The 19,354-nt window shown below is 60.1% G+C and carries 15 protein-coding genes and 1 pseudogene; 5 read left to right on the top strand and 11 right to left on the bottom strand.

The features are described from left to right. Positions 1–66 precede the first annotated feature (66 nt). The 3 genes and pseudogenes from CDQ91_RS02285 to CDQ91_RS20915 all read right to left on the bottom strand — a co-directional run. On the bottom strand, positions 67–342 hold the full coding sequence (locus CDQ91_RS02285; protein ID WP_088471069.1) for a hypothetical protein: 276 nt from the start codon (positions 340–342) through the stop codon (positions 67–69). Positions 343–610: 268 nt separating this feature from the next. After that, complete coding sequence (locus CDQ91_RS02280; RefSeq protein WP_088471068.1) at positions 611–1,228, bottom strand: hypothetical protein; 618 nt, start codon at positions 1,226–1,228, stop codon at positions 611–613. A gap of 127 nt (positions 1,229–1,355) precedes the next feature. Beyond that, positions 1,356–1,514: pseudogene (locus CDQ91_RS20915) on the bottom strand (IS110 family transposase); the annotation flags it as partial. Between the two features lie 247 nt (positions 1,515–1,761). Here CDQ91_RS20915 and CDQ91_RS02275 point away from each other — a divergent pair. Then, complete coding sequence (locus CDQ91_RS02275) at positions 1,762–2,292, top strand: hypothetical protein (protein WP_088471067.1); 531 nt, start codon at positions 1,762–1,764, stop codon at positions 2,290–2,292. Positions 2,293–3,646: 1,354 nt separating this feature from the next. Here the strand turns inward: CDQ91_RS02275 and CDQ91_RS02265 are convergent. From CDQ91_RS02265 to CDQ91_RS02240, 6 genes are all read right to left on the bottom strand, one after another. Next, complete coding sequence (locus CDQ91_RS02265; RefSeq protein ID WP_088471409.1) at positions 3,647–4,252, bottom strand: DUF3800 domain-containing protein; 606 nt, start codon at positions 4,250–4,252, stop codon at positions 3,647–3,649. 59 nt (positions 4,253–4,311) lie between these two features. Beyond that, complete coding sequence (locus tag CDQ91_RS02260) at positions 4,312–4,662, bottom strand: hypothetical protein (protein ID WP_088471408.1); 351 nt, start codon at positions 4,660–4,662, stop codon at positions 4,312–4,314. 114 nt (positions 4,663–4,776) lie between these two features. Beyond that, on the bottom strand, positions 4,777–6,723 hold the full coding sequence (gene ftsH / locus CDQ91_RS02255; protein WP_088471065.1) for an ATP-dependent zinc metalloprotease FtsH: 1,947 nt from the start codon (positions 6,721–6,723) through the stop codon (positions 4,777–4,779). Positions 6,724–6,805: 82 nt separating this feature from the next. Then, entirely contained in the window at positions 6,806–7,798 is a 993-nt protein-coding gene (gene tilS, locus CDQ91_RS02250; RefSeq protein WP_237245776.1) for a tRNA lysidine(34) synthetase TilS, read from the bottom strand. Beyond that, the gene (locus CDQ91_RS02245) at positions 7,764–8,705 is read right to left on the bottom strand and encodes a tol-pal system YbgF family protein (RefSeq protein WP_088471063.1); all 942 of its coding nucleotides are present in this window, start codon (positions 8,703–8,705) and stop codon (positions 7,764–7,766) included. Before CDQ91_RS02245 ends, tilS begins: the two co-directional genes overlap by 35 nt. Before the next feature lie 128 nt (positions 8,706–8,833). Further along, positions 8,834–9,691 (bottom strand): helix-turn-helix domain-containing protein, encoded by an 858-nt coding sequence (locus CDQ91_RS02240; protein WP_088471062.1) that lies wholly within the window; start codon positions 9,689–9,691, stop codon positions 8,834–8,836. A 518-nt stretch (positions 9,692–10,209) separates the two neighbouring features. Between CDQ91_RS02240 and CDQ91_RS02235 the strand changes: the two genes are divergently transcribed. The 4 genes from CDQ91_RS02235 (at position 10,210) to CDQ91_RS02225 (ending at position 14,561) form a co-directional block, all read left to right on the top strand. Continuing rightward, positions 10,210–11,685, top strand: coding sequence for an ISL3 family transposase (locus CDQ91_RS02235; RefSeq protein ID WP_088471061.1), 1,476 nt, complete (start codon positions 10,210–10,212; stop codon positions 11,683–11,685). Between the two features lie 314 nt (positions 11,686–11,999). Next, a complete protein-coding gene (locus CDQ91_RS21195) occupies positions 12,000–12,143 on the top strand; it encodes a hypothetical protein (RefSeq protein WP_158213600.1) in 144 nt (47 codons plus the stop codon). A gap of 55 nt (positions 12,144–12,198) precedes the next feature. Next, entirely contained in the window at positions 12,199–12,840 is a 642-nt protein-coding gene (locus CDQ91_RS02230; protein WP_088471060.1) for a lasso peptide biosynthesis B2 protein, read from the top strand. 149 nt (positions 12,841–12,989) lie between these two features. After that, positions 12,990–14,561: an asparagine synthase-related protein gene (locus CDQ91_RS02225; RefSeq protein ID WP_088471059.1), complete on the top strand. Its 1,572-nt coding sequence runs from the start codon at positions 12,990–12,992 to the stop codon at positions 14,559–14,561. 1 nt (position 14,562) lies between these two features. Here the strand turns inward: CDQ91_RS02225 and CDQ91_RS02220 are convergent, their stop codons facing one another. Both CDQ91_RS02220 and CDQ91_RS02215 read right to left on the bottom strand, forming a co-directional pair. After that, positions 14,563–16,743 (bottom strand): prolyl oligopeptidase family serine peptidase, encoded by a 2,181-nt coding sequence (locus CDQ91_RS02220; protein WP_088471058.1) that lies wholly within the window; start codon positions 16,741–16,743, stop codon positions 14,563–14,565. Between the two features lie 11 nt (positions 16,744–16,754). Next, positions 16,755–19,295 (bottom strand): TonB-dependent receptor, encoded by a 2,541-nt coding sequence (locus CDQ91_RS02215; protein WP_088471057.1) that lies wholly within the window; start codon positions 19,293–19,295, stop codon positions 16,755–16,757. Between the last annotated feature and the right edge of the window lie 59 nt (positions 19,296–19,354).

Here is a 19,354-nt window from a genome sequence, read left to right as displayed (position 1 = left end):
GCTGGGTTCCCGCTTTTGCGGTGATGACAAGGTTGGGGAACGATTCTCCCTGTGCGGGAGGATTGATCAGCGAATGGCGGTATTGCGGGGTTTTAATGCGGGTTCCGCCGCCGTGTCATTCGCCGTGACCGGCAGGCCGAAAAACGCGTGGCGTGCGGCTTCGCCCGCTTTGCGCAACTGGGCGGCGGCGCATGTGGCCTCCCACGCGGCTTCTTCGTCAGCATTGAAGGTGCGTTCATAATCGGGGTCGCGAAATTCGCCTTCCTCGATGCCGAGAAAACCCTCTGGCGGCAGGAAGTTGGTGCGCCATTCGTCGCTTTCGTCGTCGCGCCACATCGTCATCGCGGCGGCCTCTTCCTCGGGGGTCGGCGCTGCTTCATCCCCACACTCCTTCTCCTCTCAAAGAATGAAGTGTTGCGGCCACCCGTTGAACCCACCTCCAATTGCAGTCAGACCGCTTTTGGACGTCGAGGCCTAAATAGGGGACGTCCGACCTGCCCACCCCGCCGAGAGCGGGGCGACGTTCGGGCCCAGAAAGCAAACGATAGCTTCAGGGTGTTGGAGTTGGTGGCCCGTTGTAGCCGTCAGCCGCTGCAGGCGGACCGATGGATCAATCCGACAATTCTGAGGAAGCGATATTCTGGCCTGCGGCTCTTTGCTCCGATTGCGGCAACAGGGCTATCAGCGCTTCCCTTTCAGGGCGCCAAGCGAAACGCAGCGGCTCCATAATATAGGCCGTCACGGATGTTTCCGCCGGAATGCTCGCGCTGGTGCCGTGGATCAGAAATCCGCCAAGCGCCGAAACAAAGAGCATCGTCCCGACCGACAAGGCAGTCTGGCTTTTGCCTTCATCATAGGCGGTGCCGCTCAGCCGAACGGGACCATCGGGCATTTCGACGCTGACCAACCGGACTTCAAGCTTGCCCTTCTTGCCCACATGGCCGTTCCGCTGCGCCCGCGACACTTCTCCAATAACCAAGGTGCCGACTGGGACCACGACGGTGCCACGAAAACTCACGTCTTCTACAACCTTCAGGTGCACGCGGTCGCCGGGCTTGCTGACTTTCGTCGAAAGCGTCGTCGTCGTTTGCAACTTCAGCGGCGTCCCGATGGGAAGGTAATAGCGCTTCGTCAGCGCAAATGGCGGGCCATTGGCTGTCGATACCGGATAGACTGTTTGAGCGTGCGCGCTCCCGGCTGCCAGTAGCGCCATCGCGCTGCAGATCACTGCCCAACTTTTCATAACCTACCCCCCGCGTCGAGTCGCTTCAAAGGAAATAGGCTGTGAGGGTTAAGAAAGAGCGATCAGTAATCGATCGATGTTTTCTATATCGATATTTGCTATGCAGTCATTCCTCGATGCTCACCAGACACCGCGGCAGCTTCACGAAAAACTTCAGCATCCGCCCTTGCGTCAGCCGCTGGCGAAGAACCACGGCTCCCGACGCATCAACACCGTGCACCTGGAACACGCTCTTCGCGAGGTCCAAACCAATCGTCGTAACTGTCCCCATCGTGCCTCTCCTTCCGACTCATCCGCAGACCATTCTGCGGAAAGGGTGGAGAGCCGTCCACGTCATCAATTGCGGGCGTATGCTCAGTGGTACATGTTATTATTGACCGACATGCGAGAAGCTCCAATGGGTAGTTTAATTCGGAAACTCGGTACTAGGCAGTTTTGGAGGTCGGTCGCGCAAAGCCTCTTTCTGGTGCCGATCTCGACTGGTGGCCAGACGAGGAGTGGCCGGATTATGAGCGGTTATGAAGCGGAAAATATTGGCGCTGGGGGCGGCAATAGGCATTTTGATGGGCAGTGGCGCCCATGCCCAATTGGTGAAGAGCACGATCGTGTCTAGCAACGGCGTCACGGTCACAAAATACTCTGATGATTTTGCCCGGAGTTACGAATATTCCACACCGCGGGTGAGAACGGTGAGTGCGAAAGGCGCGATTGTCAGTGCGGGCGTCGCCAAAATTTGGGGCGGGGATGAAATCGGCCCAACCAATGTGCGGGGATTTTTGATCTATCGGGGCGACTGGAGGCACTTTGACCGCGCAGTGTTTCGGGGCGGTGGCGCGGTGAACTTCACCAACACAGACAAAGATGTTGGGTCTTGCCGCGGGGGGTGCTTGCTGAACGAATCCTTCACGATCTCGCTATCGCCCGCCGAAATAGCGGCTCACGCGGAGGACGGAAAGCTGCCGATCCAGATTAGCTCCCAATCAGGAGACACGGCGCTTCTAGAGATTCTTGTCGCTGATTTTGAAGCGATCAACGAAATAGCGAAATAGCGAAATAGCGAAATAGCCCTAGCTCTACCTCTCTTGTGACACGGACTCGTGGCCGGATGAGATTTGGGAAGAGTGACCAGGTCATGTTGCGCAGAATTGGATCGAACAATAATTATTTCTAAATTCTAAATTCACTGCATTAATTCTGCAATTTCGAATCCCGAAAATTACAATTATTCTGCTTATCATGCGCGGATTCTTGAATTTCCGTTATGAAAAAACTTGCTAAAAGGGATGACGAAATAGTTTTTATTTCTCGCAAAGAGTCATACTATCCCCCCGAGGCCGGGCGTTGGGCGTCTTTCTTTTTGGGAGTGCCTTAACGGGTAGGCCCTTTGCTCTCGATCCCCCACTTGCCCCGCCCTCACCCGGTGGGGCTTTTTGTACGCATTGCACTTCTCACCCCCTGCCGCTCGCTTCTGTCTTACCGAAACGACGAGATGCACCGATAAGAGATATGACCATGAGATCACTCTTCACCGCGCTGGCACTCCTTGCGCTAGCTCCCGCAGCCATGCCTCTATGCGGCACAGCGGCAGCTCAGTCCTGCTGCAAGGTCTGCAAGGCCGGGAAGGCTTGCGGGGACACATGCATTGCTCGCGAGAAGAAATGCTCGGCTGGACCGGGATGCGCTTGTGATGGATAGTGCGGGCGATTGAAGGCATCGGGGGATGCTAGAAGGAGGGGGCATGAAGCGAGCAGCGCTATTGATGATGGGGGCACTGTCCCCCTCGCAAGCCAGCGGCCAAACTGCTGCCGCACATAAGCTGGTAATTTTTCGAAGCGGCGGCGGGATCGCGGTCACGGACTATCCCAGCCTGAGAAACCGCGCGACTGGCCTTGGTTGCCTTGATTGAGCGCGAGAATGCCTCAAGAGGGCCCACGAAGCTTCCGGGCGGCGGGGTAATCGTTCCGAACCGCCTTGGCGCCGAAGCTTACTGCATACCTGGCTAAGCCCTGTCTCTCTCTCTTTCTTGTGACCGGGGGCGAATGACTGGAAACGACCGTACTGTTGAAAAGTCGGCCCCTGTAATTTTCTGTCGGTGCGATGAAGCTTTGGGTCAAATTTGTCGGCAACTATGAACCGATTCTGCTCGGAAGCGTCTGATTACGCACCTTTGTTTCAAGCCGTTTCCGAAGGCCGACTTTTTCAACAACATCCGCCAAAAGCCGCCCTTCACTATATAGTCGCTCCGGACCTGATCCGGGGTCCCGCTTGAAACCAGGCGCCTGTCGGTGCCTCGAAAAGCGGGATCCCGGGTCGACCCCGGGATGACGAAAGTGGAGGTCAGCTCCCTCCACCCCATTTCGGACATCCTCGCATCGTCATCCCGGAGGGTGATCCGCCACCGCTTCAACCAACCTTCGCCAGCTCTGCGATGCGGATCGCCCTGGACGCCAGCATCGGGTCGATGATCCGCTGGATGCGGTGCGCGCGCGGCGATTTGACTGTGATGTTGAACAGGCTGTTCGCGATCACATCGGCGATCTGAACGCCGTCGCTGCGGCGGCTGTCGGCGAGCGAGGCGTGGCCCCATTGGCCGAGGCCGGCCTGTATCTCCGCGCGCACTTGCGACAGGATTTTCGCGTCATAGCGGCCGTCGTCGATCACGACATCGGTGCATACACCGCCCGTCTCGGGCAGCCAGCGTCCGACCGCGAGGTTGAGCAGTGCGGCATAGAGCGCGAGATCGCTGGGCAGGGTGCCGCCGGGTTTATGCGCGAGCCTGTCGCGATCGGCGACCGCAACCCAGGCGCGGCCGCCCGCGCGGTCGAACAGCTCGAGCAGATAAGCGCGCTCGACGATGCTGATCCGGCTGCCCTTTAGCTCGCCGCGGAGGCCGGTGACGTCGCGGAAGCGTTCGTGGATCGCAGCCGCCGACTGCGGGGTGAGCATCACCGCCGAAAAGGTCATCGCGCCCGCGTTAAGTCCGCCCGATTCATCGCAATAAATTGTCATGTCGCGAGGTTGCTCCTTGTCCGCCGATCCTGTCTCGATCGGCAGTCGTTCTTGGCGCATCAGGCAGGGCAGGGGTAGCGTTTCTTCATCAAGCCATCGAATGCGACATAGACCGACACCGCCTTGCGGGTTGGGGCCGGATAGCTGCGCAGATGCGCGAGCCATTGGTCGGGGGTCAGCGATCCCGTTTCCGGGGGGCAACTTGTCGTCCTGAGGCCCGCGCGGCGCTGGGCATCGATCCGCGCCTTGTAACGCTTGCCCGCGGCGACGACTTCATTTTTGAGGCGGATGCCTTCGGGGGTTGCGATAGCGAGCGGGCCCAGTCGGCTGACCGAATCGGCGCGGAGCAGGAAGGCGGCGACGCTCATGTCGCCGGGGGCCATGCCGCACAGCATGGCGCCTGCCATCATGGCGGGCAGGGCGCGTTTCCCGATCGAGCCAAAACGAAGGGCGCTTGTTGGACAAGCGCCCTTCGACGGGTTCGGGCTTATCGTGATGGTCGCTTCCATCCTTGCAAGAACAGACTATGCGCCCTGCGGATTGGCGTCGCCGAACGGGCGCGGCTTCTTGCGCTTGATCTGCGGCAGCGACCCGGCGTGGCCGTGAACCGGCGTACCGCGCTTGTCGGCATCATCCTCGCGGCCGATGTCTTCGCCCTTGATCGCGCGCTTCGATTCCTCACCCGACAGCGTCTCATATTCGAGCAGGGCGCCGGCGAGCAGGTGGAGCTCGTCGAGGTGATCGGTCAGCACCTTGCGCGCAACATTCTCGCCCTCTTCGACGAGGCGGCGGACTTCGGCGTCGATCAGACGCGCGGTGTCTTCCGACATATTCTGCGCGCGTGACACGCTATGGCCGAGGAACACCTCGTCCTGATTGTCGCGATAGCGCAGCCAGCCGAGCTTTTCGGACATGCCATATTCCATGACCATCGAGCGTGCCATGTCGGTTGCCTGCTGAATGTCATTCGACGCGCCGGTGTTGAGCTCGTCGTTACCGTAGATCAGCTGTTCGGCGATGCGGCCGCCGAAGCAGAGCGCGAGGCGCGCCTTCATCTGCTTCATATTGGTCGAATATCGGTCGCGTTCGGGCAGGTTCCACGTCACGCCCAGCGCGCGGCCGCGCGGGATGATCGTAACCTTGTGGAGCGGATCGCAGCCGTCGACGTGCAGCGAGACGAGCGCGTGGCCAGCCTCGTGATAGGCGGTCGATTTCTTCTCGTCCTCGGTCATCACCATCGAACGCCGCTCGGCGCCCATCATGACCTTGTCCTTGGCTTCTTCGAACTCGTCGTTGGCGATCAGGCGCTTGCCCTTGCGTGCGGCGAGCAGTGCCGCTTCGTTGCAAAGATTGGCCAGATCGGCGCCCGAGAAGCCGGGGGTGCCGCGTGCGACTCGGCGGAGGTCAACGTCGGGAGCCAGCGGCTTTTTGCGCGTATGGACCTCGAGGATCTTCTGGCGGCCCTCGATATCGGGGCGCGGCACGACGACCTGACGGTCGAAGCGGCCCGGACGCAGAAGCGCGGGATCGAGTACGTCGGGGCGGTTGGTCGCAGCGACGATGATGATGCCTTCGTTCGCCTCGAAGCCGTCCATTTCGACGAGCAACTGGTTCAGCGTCTGCTCGCGCTCGTCATTGCCATTGCCGAGCCCGGCGCCGCGATGGCGGCCAACCGCGTCGATTTCGTCGATGAAGACGATGCAGGGCGCGTTGCGCTTGGCCTGTTCGAACATGTCGCGGACGCGGCTGGCACCGACGCCGACGAACATTTCGACGAAGTCCGAACCCGAAATGGTGAAGAAGGGAACGCCAGCCTCACCCGCGATCGCGCGGGCGAGCAAGGTCTTGCCGGTACCGGGCGAGCCGACGAGCAGCGCCCCCTTCGGAATCTGGCCGCCGAGCCGCGAGAATTTGGTGGGGTCGCGAAGGAATTCGACGATTTCTTCCAGCTCTTCGCGGGCTTCGTCGATGCCGGCGACATCGTCAAAGGTCACCTTGCCCTGCTTTTCGGTCAGCATTTTCGCACGCGACTTGCCGAAGCCCATCGCGCCCGAGCCATTGTTTTTCTGCACCTGGCGGAAAACGAAGAAGGCGATGCCGAGGATCAGTAGGAAGGGCAGAATCTGGATGAGCATATACATCCAGACGTTGCCGGTTTCGGTCGGCTTGCCGTCATATCTGACATTATTGTCGTTGAGCATCTTGAGCAGTTCGGGATCGCGCACGACGTTGGCGGTGAAAGGGCTGCCGTTCGACAGCGTGCCCGTCACCCGGTCGTCGGACAGAACGACGTCCTTGACGGCGCCTTCTTCGACCTTTTGCCGGAACTCGGAATAGGCAAGGGCACTCCCCGCTGGCTGTGCTGTGCCGCCGAACATCGAGGCGACGAGGAGCATGGCAAGCAAGATGCCACTCCAGATCATCACGCTCTTCATCCAGGGGTTGCCCTGCGGTTCCTTGTCGTCCTGCATGCGGAATCTTTCCAAAATGTCGCGTCTGTCGCGACCCTACCCACATAAGATAGGATAATCCGGTTAAATGACAATGAGCCAATCAGGCCTTTGTGCGGGCTTTCCTGCGCGGGGCGAGCGAAATGCGCCAAATCGTGCCCTGAAGGCCGCGCACCGCATCGATCAGCAGGGATCCGACCATCGCGCGACGTCCAGCGTGCATTGCGGAGATCACCCCGTCGAGCGAAGCGCCGCGCAGCGCCAGGTGCGGCGCATTGGCGCGGAGCCGCTGGGTGACAATGCGGCGGAAAATTTCGGGTGGATAGCCGTCGTCGCGGATGACCGCGATGTCGGACGCGTCGGGCCAGGAGGCGATCAGGCGTTCGACCGCCCAGTCGATTGCGTCGTCGGCCTCGCCCAGCCACCGCGCCGACCGCGTTGCTGCCTCGGGATCGATCACATTTTGCGATTGCAGTGCATGGCGCAGCCGCGCGCGGTCGAAGCGGTTGTCGCTGTTCGACGGATCGTCGACGAAGGGCAGGTCGTTTTCGAGCGCCAGCGCGACGAGGCTGTTGCGCCGCCAGTTGAGGAGAGGCCGGAGGAGGGTGCCATTGCGCGCGCGGATTGCGGCGAGGCCGCTGACCCCGCTGCTGCGGTTGAGGCGCATTACGATCGTCTCGAGCTGGTCGTCGGCGTGATGCGCGGTGACGATATGGTCGAGCGCGTTCGCATCGCGCCATTGATCGAGCAGGCGATAGCGTTCGGTGCGCGCCGCCGCCTGCAATGATCCCTTGATCGGTTCGGCGGGGCGCAAGGTTGAATGCGGGATATGCTCTCGGGCGCAAAAGCCCGCGACCATTCGCGCCTCTTCGTCCGAACCCTGACGCAGGCCATGATCGACCGTCGCCGCCCAGACTTGTCCGGGCAGCACCGACGCCATCAGCCAGAGCAGCGCCATGCTGTCGGGGCCGCCCGAAACGGCAACACCATAATGCAGTCGGTGCCAGTCGCGGCCGACCAGCGCCAGCAGATCGCCGGCGAGCCGATCGGCGGCGTCGCCGTCAGCAGCCAGCTTTTGTTTTGGCGGCAGCCGCATCGTCCCGGACATCCTTCGGGGCCTTGGCCCCATAGACTTCGTCGAGTTCGCGAAACGCCTTGCAGGCGTCGGCCTTGCGGCCGAGCTTGTCGAGCGCGACGCCCATATACATCAGGCTGTGCGGCGCGCGCGCGCCGCTGGGCCGATCCTTGTAATTATTGTAAAAGGCGACCGCGGCGAGGCTGGGTTTGCCTTCGTCGAGATAGGCCCGGCCAAGCAGATTCTGGGCGAAGCTCGCCCGGCTGTCCTTGGGCCATTTGGTCACGACCTGTTTGAGCTGGGTCTGCGCCTCGGGATAGAGCTTGGCCTCCCACAGGCGATAGCCGTAATTATAGGCGTCCTCGACCTCATTGCCGGTCGCAGGCACTTCGACTTTCTTGACCAGCGCCAGTCGCGCGGCATCGGGTGTCGATGCTGCGGCCGGTTTGGTCGGGGGCTTCTTTGCTGGCACGGCGGCGACGACCGTGGTTGCGGCGGGCGGCTTGACCGTCGGGGTCAGGCTAGCGGGAGTTTCGACAGCGGCCGCAGCCGCGGGATCGGCGAAGCGCTTGTCCATTTCGGTCTTATAGGCAGTGAACTGCTTTTCCAGTTCGCGCAGCCGGAAGGCATTTTGTTCGGTTTGGCCGGTCAGCGCCTGCAACTGGGATTCGAGTGCGTCGACGCGTGCGGTCAGTTCGATCACCGGTGTGTTGCTGCGGACGCCGCTGCTCGGTGCGCTCTCGGGCGCGATCTCGCCTTCGAAAAAGGTCGGGGCGCCGCCGGGAAACACCGAACGCTGGACCGCGCGCATTTCCTTTTCCAGCCGCTCGACCCTTTTGTCGATTCCGGCCTGCTGGGCCTGCGCGGTGGGCGCTGCCGACAGCGCGATCGTCGCGGCGCCCAGGAACATGATGTCACGCGTCTTCATTGGTCGATCGGTCCCCACAATTAACTATTCACTTCTGCACCCATAACGCCGCAACCGGCGGCTGCGCAAACCCAATTCGGCGCGCTTCCACTCCGGTCCGCCCAAATGACGGCCATTTGGGCTTGGGATCAGCGTTTCGGGAGCGGTGCCGCCGCCGGGGTCGAGCCGGGGGCGCCATTGCCCTCGGCCCGTGCAACCAGATCGGCGGGCTTCAGCGATACGCCCTTGACCAGCGTGTCGGCGGGACCGACCGCGCCGATATCGCGGCCGCCGACGGTGACCTTCAACGCCTGCGGTATGCTCGTGCGCAGTGTGAACTGTTCGATATAGGCGGGCGGAACCTCATAGGTTTCGCCGGCATCGAGCGTGCGCCAGTTTTCGGTCTTGCCGGTCGCGTCGTCGAAACCAATCCAGACTTCCGAAATGCCGGTCAGGACGACGGGGGCATTCGCAGCAATCGCGGCTTGCCCCGTGGCGGTTCCGGCCTTGGTGGCGGGGGCGGTAGCCGATGGCGCTTCTGACGCATCGGCATCGCGATTCTGTGCCGCAATCAGCGCCTCGTCGGGTTCTACCGACAGGAAGCGCCACACGCCATAGGCCGACACCAGGATCAGCGCGACGACGACCAGCGTCCAGGTCAGCCGGGCGGTCGGCAGGCGCGCCGGATCGGTCGGCTCATAGGCCTCGTACAGCGGACGCGCGCCATATTGATCCTCTTCGAGTTCGCGGCGAATCTCCGTGCCAATCTCGGCTTCGGGCAGATCGACGGCGCGGGCATAGGCACGCGCGAAACCCGTGACATAGGTCCGCCCGGGAAGCTCCGAAAATTCCGATTTTTCAATGGCCAGGAGGTGGCGCTGGGTGATCCGCGTGCGCGTTGCGATGTCAGCGAGCGACAGCCCCGCTGCCTCGCGCGCCAAGCGCAGCCGATCGCCGGTGCGCGTGATCGCCAGTTCGCCTTGGGGGGCGCCCTCTTCTTCTGCCATTACTGTCTCCGTGCCGGTCGGTTGCAACCCATGTCGACCGTGTCGCACCGTTCATCGCACTGACGGCGCGGCAAAGTCAAATGAAGTTCGGCGAAACGAACGGCTGGAAAGAGGCGGTTTCAGGGTTGATGGAAAATGCCGGATCGTCGGCTCGCCCGTGTGAAGAACTATCGGAACAGGCAACAATTCTGTTGAGGCGCTTACGTGGAGTGGAAATCGCAGATTGTTGTAATGGCACCTGGGCGCTTTGGGGTAGCGTGAGCCTCACTACATTCGCTGAGATGTGGCGCCGGGGGAAGCGAACGGATTGCTGATGGTGGCGCCCGGCTATGACAAACATGTTCCGCAAGCTGGCGCGCCAACTATGTTTTGAAGCCAAAGTTGGTGCGAGTGTTGCGAGCCCGATAACACCTCGCGAGAAGTAGCCGGTCGTAAAACAGGCGCTGCGGCAGATGTAACCAATTTGGTATCAATTATGGAGGCGAGATACAGTTCTTGTTAAGTAATTTCATCACATTATGTCGATCATGACAAATGCTCTTCTCTTGCCCAACTGGATTGTCACCGACGCCCTTATAGACGATGACGGTGTATATCAAATTGCCGCCTCTCCAAAGCATCCGCCCGTTTATTGTAGCAAATGCGACCGTCAAAGTGAGCTTTCGCCAATTGGGACAAAACCGCTAAAGTGCGTGGACGCGCCGGTCCATGGTCGGCAAACGTTCGTCACGATTACGCTGACCCGCTATCAATGCGGAACGTGCCGGGGCACATTTTGGGAGTCTGTCGGCGACTTCCATCCCAAGCGACGCATGGCGCATCGATGCGTAAGATACATCCAAAATAAATCGTTACTCATACCCAATACCCACGTTGCCGAAGAGGTTGGCGTGGACGAAAGTACCGTGCGCCGTATTTCCAATGAGCATGCTGATGCTTTGAATGCGCAACATAGGCGGGAGCTTCGGGCGCCTCGCTTGATGGGCATGGACGAAACCACGTTGGCTGGCTCCATGCGGGCGGTCTTCGTCAACCTCGAAGACGGTTGGCCGTTCGAATTGTTGGCCAACCATAAGAGCGCAACTATTGAAAACTTCCTTCTGAACCTACCAGGGTATAAGGATGTTGAGGTCGTCACAATGGATCTATTCGGCCCTTATCGGCAGATCGTAGAGGCCGTGATGCCGCAGGCCGCGATCGTTGCCGACAAATGGCACGTCACAAAGATGGCAAACGAGGCCATGACCCAGGCCCGGCTAAAATGCCAAAAAACGCTACAGGAAAACGAGAGGCTGGAGCTCGTGAGATGTCGCGGGTTATTCCAAGTGCGACACAAGAAGCTGTCTGCTGCGCAACAACTGAGCCTTGATGGCTGGCTGAGAAATTATGATGGTTTGCGGGAGCCGTACTGGATCAAAGAGGCATTCTTTAGCGTCTGGGATCATGCCAGCCGCGAGAGCGCAAGGGTGGCGCTCCATAATTGGCGCGCGTCGATCCCGGACGATCTGGAGGAACTGTTCAAGAAGGCTATAAACGCTAGCGTCGAATGGGAAAATGAAATCTTGAATTTCTTCAGTTATAACCGTCTTACGAACGCAGTGGTTGAAAGGCGGAACAAGGATTTCAAAGCAATCCAACGCCAGGGAAGCAACAACGATTTCGAAACAATCAGAAACCGCGCTCTATTCGGGAAGCCTGCGGGGCGGAAGAAGGCGGAATATCTCGCCAAGCTTAAGGCGTGGCGAGAAACCAACCCTACCTGCGTCACCTGTAGCCAGCCCTTCGATGAGGCCGCCGAGGAATCCGTCAAGAAGGCTGCAAGTCATCCGTTGACTCCGCGGTCATTTACCATCGGATATAAGGAATGCCACGCTTGCCTTCAGGCAGAGGAGGACTGGTGGAAATTTGGCTGGAAGGCCAATGCCGAAGAAATGAATATTCGATATCAGGCGATGCAGGCCGCCAAGGAAGCCGCGGAGTCAGAGGGGTCGTAATCGGTCATCTATAGCGGTGCCGTAAACGATTTTACCAGTATGGGAGGCTGTCCGTGGGTCCAGTCTGGAAGGCGTGATTCGACGCTTCCGAGCCTCAATATCCGCGGCATAGATTTGGCATAGGTGCTGATAGCACGGGGTCATGTGTATTCCACTATTCTCATGCTGCGCATTCAATTATATGGATTCTTTTATTGTTTTCCGCACGTACCGAACTGATTATAATCGGATTATAAAATAGTAATATCCGTAGTCGGGGCATAGCCTTTCTCAGCGACTCGATTTTGGTCGCAGCGTTAGGAAGGAAGAGTGCGATGAAAAATCTGCAGAGCAATGATGAACTGATCGAGCTCGGCGCGATTAGCGTCGAAACGCGCGGCATCAAGCCACTCGGCGAGCCTGACTTCCAAGACGGCGATCACTGGGGACTCAGTGGCGCCATAAGCGACGACGACTGACAGCGACCGGCGTGCCGTCCTATGGCGGCACGCCGACCGTTGCGAGTTTTCGCTCATGTTCATCCCGCTACGTCCTGGTCTTTATCACCGGCAACTCGGTGCCGACCATATTTTCTTTGACCTGCCGGCTGATCGCTATTTTCTGTTGCCTCCCAAATATGTTCGGACCTGGGAGCGCTATCTGACGGACAAGGCAAGCCATTCCGACCTCTCGCGGCTGCGAGATTGGAATCTGATCGCGCGCGGCAATGTTGAAGGCCGATCGACCGATCTCCCTCCTAGGACGCCCACATCCAGCCTTTTTGATACTTCCTTCGCCGGCGTATCCTTCGCTTCGGCAGCATGGACAATATGGGTTCAGCGCCGCGCGCGCGGCGATCTTCGACGGCGCGGAATTTACCGTATCGTGCAACAACTGGAAAGAGATGGGCTGGCCAGCCTCTCGTGCGACGATGGGGTTGCGAGCGATGTCACGGTCGCATTTCGTGCCGGTCGGCGCTATGTCTCCGCTGCGGACCAGTGCCTCGTGCGGGGCATTGCAATGAAGCGCATGCTTGCGCGCCGAGGCTGCAGCGCACTCCTTGTATTCGGCGTGACTATGCCTTTTTCAGCACATTGCTGGGTACAGGCGGGCGAGAGCGTCCTCACCGATCCGCTCGACGTAATATGCCGCTATCAACCAATATTTTCCGTCTGATGGCCGGGGGCTAATTAATCGAAATAGGCGCGCATGCCGGGAAACGGCCCGAGGGAAGCCGAATATATGGTCGACCTCCTGATTTCGCGGCGGGGGACGTTGCGCTCTGGTCGGACGAGCCGACGATCCTGATCGATGCGCAGACGATCGTGATCGGTCATCTGTTCAAGAAAGGGCGGCCCAGTGTGCGGGTACGAAAATGGACAGGAACGCGGGGGAGCGCGCTCGCGGCCAATAACGGACAATCACTGCTCGGCGATTATTGGGGCGGTTATGTCTTCGTCCACGTCGACGATGGCCGCACCGCTCATGTTTTACGTGATCCGTCGGGTCTGCTGCCTTGCTATGTCCGGCGAGGTCGTGACCGAGTGGTTCTTGCGGGCGACATTACGGATCTAGCTTCGCCCGGCCCGCGCCAAGTCAATTTCCATGAGATCGCGCGCATCCTCGCGTCGGGCGATGCGCGGGGCCGCATAACCTGCATCGTTGATGTCGAGGAACTGATCGCGGGAGAGTGCCTGACGGTCGAGAAGGAGGAGTTGCGTGTCGAGCAATGGTGGACACCTTGGGATCATGTTGCGCCCCGTCACCTCGATATCGAAGAGGCGGCAGCGCAACTTCGCGAGACGATCGCCGATTGCGTCGGCGCATGGGCGAGCTGCTTTTCCTCAATCCTGCTTGGATTGTCGGGTGGCCTTGATTCCTCAATCGTTGCAGCTGCTGCGACACCGCGGGCAGGGCGGCTGACCGCGCTGACGTTGGTTAGCCCCGGCTTCACGGGCGACGAGCGGCCGTATGCACGGGCTGCCGCAAATTCGCTCGGTATCAATCTGCGCGATGCCGGATTCGACCTTGCGGACATTGATGTTGGGCGAGCTGTCACGCCGCAGCATCCCTGGCCGATCTCACCGATTTTTAAGCAGGCCGTCGCAGCAATTCATCGTACGATGGAATTGGAATTGGCAGTCGATGCTCATTTTTCCGGCAATGGCGGCGACGGGATATTCTGCAGCATCCGTAGCGTTGTTCCGCTTCTCGACCGCTTCCTATCAGAAGGCCCACGTCTGCCCCTTGCAGCGACGATTCGCGACATGACAACATTGACCGGTGCGGACGTGCTGACCGTGCTCCGGCGCTCGTGGGCGCGTTACAGGCGCAGTGGCGGTTTGCACGAGCCGCGATTCAATGGATACGGGCTCGCTGTGGACCTGCTCCCAAAGATCTCAGCGCGCGGTTTTACCCATCCTTGGCTTGCTGCGCCCGTCGATGCCCTTCCCGGGAAGAGCGTTCACGTTGCTTTTCTCATGCGGGCGCAGAAAAGCATCGAGCTCTATCCGCGCCGCCGTGCGCCGCCGCACATCGCCCCATTGCAGTCGCAGCCGATCATCGAACTCTGTCTTTCGATTCCGACCTGGAATTGGATCGCAGACGGGAGCGACCGCGCCGTCGCGCGCAAAGCGTTCAGGGATCTGCTCCCTAAGCCAATCATCGATCGGACGCAGAAGGGTGGGCCAGGAGAATTCCATCTTTCAATTTACAGGTTGCAGCGAGAACACCTTCACGCGCTGTTGCGCGAAGGTGTTCTCGCTGCCAGCGGGATTATCGATACGAGCATTCTCGATGAACCAGAAGATCCGTCCTGGCGGGGCAATGCGCGCGAGCAGCGCATCCTTGCGCTTGCCGCTGCCGAGAGTTGGGCGCGCCGGTGGAGCTTCGCGTGAATTAGGGCGGCGGTTTTGCAGTGTCGCAGCGAGGCCTTCCTTCCTTCGCCATTCGGTCCCATGCGGCGATCCGCTCAGGGAAGGGGGCATCGGCGTCGCGCTTTCCGAGCAACCAATAGTCAAACCATGCGATATTCTCGCGCATCGCAAGGAGTCGGTTCGACGGAATGTGGAAGATATGTGTCTCGTCCGATGCCGGGCTTGCCCCAGGGTAGTATGTGAGCTGGGTCGGTACGTTGGCGGCACGCAGTGCTTCGAATAGCTCGGCTTGCATCGAGGCCGCAGCCGCGACCTGCTGTAAGACAGGCGCGCAGATTTTCTCAGCATTGAGCGATGGCGCGAAACGGAGATATTGTTCGAAATGCTCGCCGAACGGCGGACCTCCATAGACGGGATTATAGCCTGCCGGCCATCCGGCGTATCCAGAAGGTTCGAGAAATCCACCGTCGCCGCTCGATGCGGCGTGAAACGCCCGCGAATGGGTAATCGCAACATTGACCACCTGCGCGCCGCGGCTGTAACCGGCGATGCCGACACGCTGGGGATCGATTAGACCTTCAGCTGCAAGTTCATTGACGGCATCCTCCAAGGCATGGACGCTTTCGAGCCAGATCAGGCGCTGCATCGTCTTGGGATCGGGTGGGCCGCTCCCGCGCGACCAAGCGTTGTAGGCCGCGCGTAGGTCCGCCGATTGGCTAGGCGACGGGTCGTTGATCAGCATCACGACATAGCCACGCTCGGCAAACAGCTGCGCCGGATAATTCCACTGGTTTTCGGGGTCGGCAAAACGCTCGTCGGCGTCGAAGCCATGGGTGATGACGATCGCCGGATAGCGTGAACCCGGCCTATATCCTCGCGGATACATCACATAGCCCGAAACCTTGTAGCCGTCGCGATTGGTCCAACGGCGTGGCCGCGTGTCGAGAGGTGCAATTTCGTCATACCTCGCCGATACTGGCAACAGCGGGTCAATCTTGCCAGAGGCGAGATCAATGTGCACTAGCTTGGGCGGCGTCGCCATACCCTCCTCGACGCAGACAGCTTGCGTGATCCGGTCATCGAAGTCGCATTTAGTCAGACTTGCGGCGCCTGTGATTTCGCGAACCCCGCTTCGTTCGACGAGCAGGAGACCGTAGCGCGGATTCTCGATGCTTCGTGTTCCGACGACAGCGCGGTGACCATCGTTGCTCAATGCATAATTTGAATCGCTAATAGTGAACCCGAAGCGACCGTAGATGTGGCGCTGTCCATCGGGACGCATCTCTGCGAGTTCGAGCATGGTGCCGGTCCCACCCGTTGTCAGAATGCCGTTCCGCGGACCCCTGAGCATTGTCAGGGTCCGCGCGTTGCGCTCGTTTGACAGTGTGCGCATGGTTTGACGCTTGCGGTTCCATGCACGCGTCTCGAAAACACTTCCAAGAGTCCCATCGGGAGATTCGATTCGAAACAGGATCTCGTCGCCCTGCCAGATTACACGACCGCCTGCGTACATTGCCATGCGATCGCGCGTCGGACGAGTGATGACCTTCGCGACCGTGCCATCGGGGGCGCGTAGGAAAACCTCGATCTCGGCTTCGATCGACGACCGCTTGCGGTTAGCCAGCGTGCTGACCTCTTCGTCGAAGCGAATGTGCGGTGGACCGGCCTTTGCCTTGAGCCGCGAATACCACAGCCATTTTCCGTCGGGCGACCAGTCGTAGCCTAGGATGCCGACGCTGTGGGGCATGGCCCCGCCGCCCATAGACACGGAAAGATCGGCCTTGCCGACCGCGACCGGTTCCGGATTTGCGACCAACGGCTGGATGCCGCCATTCGCTCCTATCCGGTATAGTTGCTGCCCTTCACCAATGTCGAGGAGTGCGCTCCAGTCCTCGGTTCCCGGTATGCGCTTGAACGATTTTGCGATGCTCGCACTCGACAGATCATGTTGTGTGCCCGCACCGATGTCGACGATCCGGATTTGCGTACGTGTCCGTTTTGCCTCGCTGTCCGCGATCTCTGCTGCGTAGAGCGCGAAGCGCCCGTTCGCTGAGAGGGTAAGCTCGCTTACTTCGGGGGCGTGGAGGATATCGTCGAGCGTCCAGCTGCGCCCTTCGCTCTCCCCTGCCGTTGCGACAGGGGAGAGGGCCGCGGCGGCAAGGAACGCGGCGGCGGAGAGGCCGATTATAGTATGTTGTGTCATGGTCGGCGCCCTCACCAGTCACGGCTGATTGTGAGGGCTAGAAAGCGTCCGACCGCCGAATAATTGGTGGAATCGAAAGGCGTATCATCCGGTGCCGCTACGAGAATCTGATCGGGCTTAGAATTGAAGATATTGAGTGCGCTGATCGTCACGTCGGCGAGGCCGCGGAGCTTGATGCGACCCGTGAGGTCGAAGGTTGCGACCGGCGAAATCTCGATCGGCACCGGACGGCGCCGATCGGTTACTCCGCCGGTGAAGCTCGTAAAGGCGGCGAGCGTGAAATTTGCGCTATCGAGGGTCGCGCCACCGCGGGCGCGAAAATGCGGCGACCTGAAGATATTGCCCGCAAGGTTCGTTGTTGGAAGGCCGGGTAATAGACGCTGTTGGCTGTCGAGCCAAGTCGCGCCCGCGCTGAAGGAGAGCGTTCGGCCTTCGGTCAACGGCACGCGGTAGCGGATCGCGAGGTCGGCGCCTTGATAGCGCTGCTCGGCGATGTTGCGGTCGCGGCCGTCCAGTAAGGCGATAACATTCGACGGATCATAGGGGCCAGTCGTGCCGTTCCCGAGCGGTCCAGCGGCGCCGGCGATCGCAGCATTGAGTTGGGCGACCGTGGGATTGAAGGTCACGAGGCTTGCATATAGTGGATTCGTCAACGCCCCGAGCACCGAAGAGAGCGGCGGGGCGACGCGGTCGCGATAATCGATGTTGAAGAAACTGGTCACGATTTGGAGCCGCGGAGACGGCCGGAAGTTTGCGCTCAACGTCAAATTCTCTGCGCGCTCGGGGCCTACCTCCGGATTGGGGCCGCCGATGTAGAGAAAATTCGATCCAGCCCGGAACCGGTTGCCATAGCCAGTGACGGGATAGAGCACTGCCGCATATCCAGTATATTGCTGGATAAGCGTCGGCATTTTGAACGATCGGCCCCACGAGACGCCGAGGCTGAGTTCGGCGGCGGGCGCAAATACGAGACCGAGCTTGGGTGTGACAATGCTTCCCGAGTCGGAATAATCTTCCCAGCGCAATGCAGCGGTGAGCGAGGCGCGGTGAACGAAACCGAGGTTTTGCGCGGGACTCGCGAGCGGAACGAATAACTCGCCATAAGCGAACTTATTTTCGCGGGTGGGCGTGATGTTGCGGCCCGAGAATTCGGCATGGATACGGTTATGTCGCCAGCCGCCGCCAGCCGCCAGCCGGACCTCACCGGCGGGAAGCGCGAGCAGCGGACCCTCAACGCCCGCCTCGACCGCGATATTGCGATTGTCGAAAATCCGGATGAGTTTCCTCGTAGAGCCATTTGTGAAAATATCGGTGGTCCCCAACGTTTCGTCGGTGCCGTAGAAACCCGTGACCCGCGCGTTCCAGCGGGCGCCGAGTTCGACCTCAACCATCGGCGCGATGCCGAAGGTTTCGAATTTGTTGATAACGCGGGTCCCACTCGTCTCGATCGGTCGATCGGCGAGGAGGCCGCGCACCGAGGTCATGTCGCCGCGCTTGTAGATGAGGTCGGCTTTGATACCGATGCCGACCCCGAGTTGCTGGTGACCGCTCAATAGAACGCTGTGACGCTGGAGATCGGGATAAAAGGTAGAGGCCGGATTGCTGCTCGACGAATAGGTCCGATCGCCTGCACGTATCGCGCTGTTGTCGAAACGATCATATACGGCGATCAAGCCGCCCGTTGACCAGTTGGTGCCGGCGAGAAGCGTATATTGCTGCTGGAAATTACCGCCATCAGTCGAGCCGCCGAGGCGTGCGCTCGTCGTGATGCCGCGATAATCCTTGCGGAGAAGAATGTTCACCACGCCTGCGACCGCGTCGGCGCCGTAGATCGCCGATGCGCCATCGGCGACGATTTCGACGCGCTCAACTGCTGCAACCGGGATTGCGCTCACATCGATCACGCTATTGTTGCCGCTGTAAGCGAAGCGGTTGCCGTTGAGCAAAGTCAACGTCGCGTTGGGTCCGATGCCGCGAAGGTTGAAGGTCGAGGCCCCATTGACGTTTACATTCTCGTTCTGTGTCCCCTGTGCTGACCCAACACCGGGATTCTGCCCGCCCCCGAAATTCTGCGGAAGGCTGCGTGCTAGATCGCCAAGATCGGCAAAGCCGGCGTTCTTGATGTCATTGCTCGTCACGACAATGACTGGGGCAGCTGAGGGAGCACCTTCGATCCGAGTTCCCGTCACGACAATGGCTTCTTCTGGCACCTGGGCCAAAGTCGCATGGGCTTCGGATCGCCCCCGGATAATCACCGACTGGTTATCGAAGCGGGCCACGAGCCTCGTCCCTCGCAGCAGGTTTTCGATTGCCTCCCGCGCCGTGAATGAGCCGCGCAGCTGGGGCGCCGAAACCCCGTTTACGTCGTCCGCCGTTGCATAAAGCTGCCAGTTGGCAGTCGCTGCCACCGTTCGCAAAGTATCGCCGAGATCTTGCGCTGGAATATCGAAAGCATAGCGCTGGGTGTCCTGAGCGGCTGCCTCGACAGGCATGACCATGATGGTCGTGCTGGCCAAAAGCCCCAGGATCGTGTGCCTGTTTTGAATTGTCATAAAGCCTCCCCGAATTGCCTGCGCCGCGCGCAGTGCTTTCGGAAATGCTTCGGCAATTT

This window comes from Sphingopyxis witflariensis (genome assembly GCF_002205635.1).
Taxonomy (GTDB): domain Bacteria; phylum Pseudomonadota; class Alphaproteobacteria; order Sphingomonadales; family Sphingomonadaceae; genus Sphingopyxis; species Sphingopyxis witflariensis.
This window is presented reverse-complemented; position numbering and strand designations above follow the sequence as displayed.

Coding starts and splice junctions, on each gene's coding strand:
- CDQ91_RS02245 (WP_088471063.1), bottom strand. CDS start 8,705: ATGAAGACGCGTGACATCATGTTCCTGGGCGCCGCGACGATCGCGCTG.
- ftsH (WP_088471065.1), bottom strand. CDS start 6,723: ATGCAGGACGACAAGGAACCGCAGGGCAACCCCTGGATGAAGAGCGTG.
- CDQ91_RS21195 (WP_158213600.1), top strand. CDS start 12,000: ATGAAAAATCTGCAGAGCAATGATGAACTGATCGAGCTCGGCGCGATT.
- CDQ91_RS02240 (WP_088471062.1), bottom strand. CDS start 9,691: ATGGCAGAAGAAGAGGGCGCCCCCCAAGGCGAACTGGCGATCACGCGC.
- CDQ91_RS02220 (WP_088471058.1), bottom strand. CDS start 16,743: ATGACACAACATACTATAATCGGCCTCTCCGCCGCCGCGTTCCTTGCC.
- CDQ91_RS02260 (WP_088471408.1), bottom strand. CDS start 4,662: ATGATGGCAGGCGCCATGCTGTGCGGCATGGCCCCCGGCGACATGAGC.
- CDQ91_RS02275 (WP_088471067.1), top strand. CDS start 1,762: ATGAAGCGGAAAATATTGGCGCTGGGGGCGGCAATAGGCATTTTGATG.
- CDQ91_RS02235 (WP_088471061.1), top strand. CDS start 10,210: ATGTCGATCATGACAAATGCTCTTCTCTTGCCCAACTGGATTGTCACC.
- CDQ91_RS02215 (WP_088471057.1), bottom strand. CDS start 19,295: ATGACAATTCAAAACAGGCACACGATCCTGGGGCTTTTGGCCAGCACG.
- CDQ91_RS02230 (WP_088471060.1), top strand. CDS start 12,199: ATGTTCATCCCGCTACGTCCTGGTCTTTATCACCGGCAACTCGGTGCC.
- tilS (WP_237245776.1), bottom strand. CDS start 7,798: ATGCGGCTGCCGCCAAAACAAAAGCTGGCTGCTGACGGCGACGCCGCC.
- CDQ91_RS02285 (WP_088471069.1), bottom strand. CDS start 342: ATGACGATGTGGCGCGACGACGAAAGCGACGAATGGCGCACCAACTTC.
- CDQ91_RS02265 (WP_088471409.1), bottom strand. CDS start 4,252: ATGACAATTTATTGCGATGAATCGGGCGGACTTAACGCGGGCGCGATG.